At 43.1% G+C, this 4485-nt stretch carries 5 protein-coding genes and 1 pseudogene; 4 read left to right on the plus strand and 2 right to left on the minus strand.

The window, feature by feature from the left end; translation table 11 throughout:
- Nucleotides 1-365: 365 nt before the first annotated feature.
- From IM322_RS23620 to IM322_RS00190, 3 genes are all read left to right on the plus strand, one after another.
- On the plus strand, nucleotides 366-560 hold the full coding sequence (locus IM322_RS23620) for a TLTLP motif-containing protein (protein WP_502692592.1): 195 nt from the start codon (nucleotides 366-368) through the stop codon (nucleotides 558-560).
- Nucleotides 561-1138: 578 nt separating this feature from the next.
- The gene (locus tag IM322_RS00185; RefSeq protein WP_004162542.1) at nucleotides 1139-1648 is read left to right on the plus strand and encodes an inorganic diphosphatase; all 510 of its coding nucleotides are present in this window, start codon (nucleotides 1139-1141) and stop codon (nucleotides 1646-1648) included.
- Between the two features lie 321 nt (nucleotides 1649-1969).
- Nucleotides 1970-2653, plus strand: coding sequence for an N-acetylmannosamine-6-phosphate 2-epimerase (locus IM322_RS00190; protein WP_147069026.1), 684 nt, complete (start codon nucleotides 1970-1972; stop codon nucleotides 2651-2653).
- Here IM322_RS00190 and IM322_RS00195 read toward each other — a convergent pair.
- Nucleotides 2650-2781: pseudogene (locus IM322_RS00195) on the minus strand (DUF4164 domain-containing protein); the annotation flags it as partial. The gene IM322_RS00190 and the pseudogene IM322_RS00195 overlap by 4 nt on opposite strands.
- A gap of 167 nt (nucleotides 2782-2948) precedes the next feature.
- On the opposite strand from IM322_RS00195, the gene IM322_RS00200 reads away from it, so the two are divergent.
- Nucleotides 2949-3077, plus strand: coding sequence for a hypothetical protein (locus IM322_RS00200; RefSeq protein WP_287076563.1), 129 nt, complete (start codon nucleotides 2949-2951; stop codon nucleotides 3075-3077).
- 89 nt (nucleotides 3078-3166) lie between these two features.
- On the opposite strand, the gene IM322_RS00205 is transcribed toward IM322_RS00200, so the two are convergent.
- Nucleotides 3167-4216 (minus strand): Rieske 2Fe-2S domain-containing protein, encoded by a 1050-nt coding sequence (locus tag IM322_RS00205; protein ID WP_004162539.1) that lies wholly within the window; start codon nucleotides 4214-4216, stop codon nucleotides 3167-3169.
- Nucleotides 4217-4485 lie beyond the last annotated feature (269 nt).

Consider the following 4485-nt stretch of genomic DNA (forward strand, 5'->3'; position numbering starts at 1 on the left):
GACAAGCTTTTCTGAACGGAACCCCCTAAGCCGAGTTTTCAAGGTGCTGTCCGCCCACTTGGTTTTCGAGACGGTCTTTTTAATTCTAACGTAAAGCCAACCTAGAACGGCGGGGTTTCCCACCCAAAATTTTCGATGATCTGGAGAGATCGTCAAGAAAAGTATCAGAGGGAACTCCTGGAAAAAAATGGGTAAAATATAATTAGTAGGGGGAATATTGCTGTTAATGTTTCGCTTTCTAACGAGACGTTAACCAAGCCCAAAGGCAAAAAATAGCAGTAATTTGCTAAAAGCTCAAGGCCGATAGCTTAATGCTCTATATATCTCTCGTATTCTTTACTTGTCGAGTTCAACACGACCCCTTTATGGAATCAAGCAACCCGTCAGGGAAGACTTCCGAACCTCCTAGTCATAGGTGGGCCAATTTACTCGGAACCATGATCGCAATTCTGACCCTAACGTTACCCTTGTTAGCGATTGGATATAACTCCACGCCTAACTATACCGAAGAACCCCTTACCGGTAAAACATCCTACTCCCTAACGAGGCAAATGAGGTGACAGAATTGAGATAGACGATTGCCAAGGTAAAAAATTTTTTCTTCGTCCCGATCCCCCTTATGAGTAAAATTTGGATCGGAGTTAATTAAAGTGTGTTTTAATTTTGCTTGCGCTTTTAGGTGACTCTAAAGGCGCTATCTCAAGGTCGCGATTCATCTCCCGTTAGAGCCGCCCTTGCTTAACGGGAGATCAATCGCGACCAAAGTGAAACTAACGCGGTAGCGTTTCCACTTTCGAGGGATTTCGCTAGAATACAGAAAGCGGTAAAGCGCGTAAAGTATCACGGAAACCTCTCGCTCCTTTGTACCTCGGAACAAATATCGCCCTTGAAAATGTAATGGTGACGGGTCAAGCAGCATAGAAGCTTAACGGCTAAGGTCAAAACAGCCCACAAATAAAATTCAGAGCCGTCCGCCGCCGGACAGTCGGTAGACGTTAAACTAAAACGCTTGTGGATTCGGTCTGACGGGGGCATAGTCTTCCGATTGTGTCTAGTTAAGAGGAGTAGAAGCAAGAATCTCCCGTCACAGCGTAGCTTGACGGCGAGAGTGTCAATGTCTTGTATTTGGAGAAAGCTTGTGGATTTATCGCGCATTCCTGCCCAACCGAAACCCGGTTTAATTAACGTTTTAGTGGAAATTACCGCCGGTAGTAAGAATAAATACGAGTTTGATAAGGATTTAAACGCCTTTGCTCTCGATCGCGTTCTCTATTCTTCGGTACAATATCCCTGTGATTATGGTTTTGTTCCCAATACCCTCGCCGATGACGGCGATCCTTTAGATGGTATGGTGATCATGGATCAGCCTACTTTCCCCGGCTGTGTGATTACGGCGCGCCCTATTGGTATGTTAGAAATGATCGATGGTGGTGATCGCGATGAAAAAATTCTCTGTGTTCCCGCTAAAGATCCTCGTTATGCTGAGGTAAAATCCCTCAAAGATGTCTCTCCCCATCGCTTGCAGGAAATCGCCGAGTTTTTCAAAACCTATAAGAATCTAGAGAAAAAAGTCACAGAAATTCTCGGTTGGAAAGATGTGGACGCAGTAACCGCTTTAGTTGAACAGTGTATCGCTGCTTATAAGTAATCTCAGTCCAAAATCAGTTATCAGCTATCAGATTTGAGTTTTAAGTAAACGATGCTCAGTAGACATAGACCTAATATTATCCCAAGGCTAAAAGTTTTTCTGCTTAAGAGATTTGTCCGAATAGAAATGGTTTTAATTACTTCATATTTTTTCAATATAGCAACGAAAGATCTATGTCTCAATTAGCGAACTATTTGTTAGTACACAAGAGAAAAGTAAGCTTTGATTGGGTTATAATTCTTGGAGATGTCTATTGACAAGTTTGGCTCTCTTTTCACTGATTACTGCTCACTGATAACTGAAATCCCCACACCCCAATTTATGCGAATAGAAACCTTAAAATCGGGTTTAATCGTCTCCTGTCAAGCGCCAGTGGAGTCATCTCTGCACGATCCTGTAATTATTGCCGCCATGGCTCATGCTTGCGTGGATAGGGGTGCTTGTGGGGTCAGAATTGATAGTCCCACTCATCTGAAAGCCACCCGTCAACAATTGCCGGATATACCGATAATTGGGCTCTGGAAACGCAATTATCGCGATTGTTCGGTATATATTACTCCCAAATATCAAGATGCTCTCGCTATTGCCGATGCGGGTGCAGATATAATTGCCTTGGATGCTACCCCAAGAAAGCGTCCTAATGATGAAAATTTAGCCACAATTATCGATCGTATTCATCAGGAAACTGGTAAATTAGTCATGGCAGATATAGACTCGATCGAAAGTGCTATTTATGCCGTGGCAGCCGGTGCTGATATTGTCGGTACAACTCTTTACGGTTACACAGAAGCAACTAAAAATCTGCCACCGCCGAGTTTTTCTTTCCTAGAAGAATTAGTTAATAAGTTATCAGTTCCTGTTATCTGTGAAGGAGGAATATCGACTCCAACAGAAGCAAAAAAAGCCCTCGAAGTTGGTGCATATTCGGTAGTTGTTGGCACGGCAATTACAGGGATTGATTTAAAAACTACCGCTTTTTTACAAGGAATTTTATCAAAAGATTAATGGGAGGCAAAAAAACCAAAAAGTTTAGCCGCACCTCCTAAAATAGCGACAACCAAAGCGATTAAAATCCCCCGGTTTGTGAATTGCTGATAGGCAATCCCTGCGGTCAATCCGTTAATTTTTTCGTTACTACAATAGCCAAAAACCCTTATCCAGCAATGGATAAACCCGTTAACTTTTCTTAACGTACCCATGTTTATTGTAATATTTCTTAATAGACAGGGATGGATCATATTTGCTAAAAAGTAGATCAAGTCAAAAAAAAGAACCCTTGGCAACCTCTCAAAATTACCCGATGATATTATCAAAATTAGCCACAGCAAGAGGATTTAATGGCGAGACTTGTAGCCATAGTTTAGGACAATTATTAGACTTAGAGAAAGCCTTAGATTTATTAGAGGTTTCCCTGATTTGTACCCAGTAACGGGGCATCAGAAATTCTCTTAATCCCTCCTACAGCACAGGTTATGACCTTGTGTCAAAGGGCAAGTCCAGTAATAAAATGCTCAAATTCTAACTACGCCACCGTAAAATTTGTGCTTTAATGGGGTTGACAAAATCCCGTTTTTCTGCTTGAGATTTTTCGTATTCTTGCTTGAGGCGATAATACCATTTGGCCTGGGTATCGGCATCATCAATTAACATCAAAGCTGGATGATAACTAAGTCCTTCCTGTTGTTTAATCACCACATCGCGATCCTGTTTAAGAAATTGTCGGGTTAAATAACGCAAAAGAGGGGTTAAAAATGCCAACCAAGGAATCGTATAGTATAAACTTTGATGGACTTCGCAGTGATTTTCATCGATGGGAGTAATTGCCGTAAAAGCACAGGCCAAATAGCGATCACCTCGTAGTATTTCTGTACGCACCGAGGGCAATTCAAAAACAATTTCAATCGATACCTTATTACCCAGAATTTTATAAGGTTTCGCACTTACGGGCATATCATAGGGGGCAAGACGAAAACCGAGGGGAACTGGTTCGTATTGTTTTTCTTTGACCCGAAATTTGCGCGGACCGCTGCGCCACCACCAAGAAGTATGAACGTAGGGACCGTGGGCCGGATCCATCAATCCCACCACCGCATGGTCAATATTGCAGTCAAAAGTGATAGTTTCGGCTATTTTGGGGGTAAGTTTGCCAAAATCGCTAATAATCGGCACAGGAGGCAGATTTTCTTGCTTAATTTCCCTTTTTGAGTCTGCCGGAATAAACACCCAGATATGACCTTGTATTTCGCGACAGGGATAACTGGTGACACAAATTCGGCTAATATCAAGGCGATCGTGTTCGGTTAATGAGGGTATCTCAGAACAAACGCCATCGCTAGTGTTAAATTTCCAGCCATGATAGCAACAGTACACCCCATCCCCTTCAATCCAGCCATGGTGCAGCGGAATGCCGCGATGGGGGCAAATATCCCGCAATGCGAACACTTCTCCATCCTCTCTCCTACCGACAACAATCGGTTCACCTAGCATTTTTTTGGCCATTAGCTGACCGGGTTTCAGTTTATTTGCCGGTGTGGCCACATACCAAAAGTCGCGCAGTAAGCTAGTCATAGGGTTTCTCTGGAGAGCTTCGATCGTTCATCCTATCATCAGAGATGAGGATTTTGACATCCTCGCCGCCCTAAAAGTGCGGCGATTCCTAAACCTCACGATTTAAGTTTCTGCTTCAACCACCGTTCCATACCACGGTTAAAAAACCATGTACTGTCTTACACAAAGTCCACAGACTTTCGCGACCTTTCAGAAGCCCGATTCCGTGTGTCCCACGGTACGGTTCTGACTAAACGCTTCTTGTACTTGTTGCGCGCGACTTTTTACCC

The sequence above is a fragment of the Microcystis sp. M109S1 genome (assembly GCF_020247025.1).
Lineage (GTDB): Bacteria > Cyanobacteriota > Cyanobacteriia > Cyanobacteriales > Microcystaceae > Microcystis.

Coding starts and splice junctions, on each gene's coding strand:
- IM322_RS00190 (WP_147069026.1), top strand. CDS start 1,970: ATGCGAATAGAAACCTTAAAATCGGGTTTAATCGTCTCCTGTCAAGCG.
- IM322_RS23620 (WP_502692592.1), top strand. CDS start 366: ATGGAATCAAGCAACCCGTCAGGGAAGACTTCCGAACCTCCTAGTCAT.
- IM322_RS00200 (WP_287076563.1), top strand. CDS start 2,949: ATGATATTATCAAAATTAGCCACAGCAAGAGGATTTAATGGCGAGACT.
- IM322_RS00205 (WP_004162539.1), bottom strand. CDS start 4,216: ATGACTAGCTTACTGCGCGACTTTTGGTATGTGGCCACACCGGCAAAT.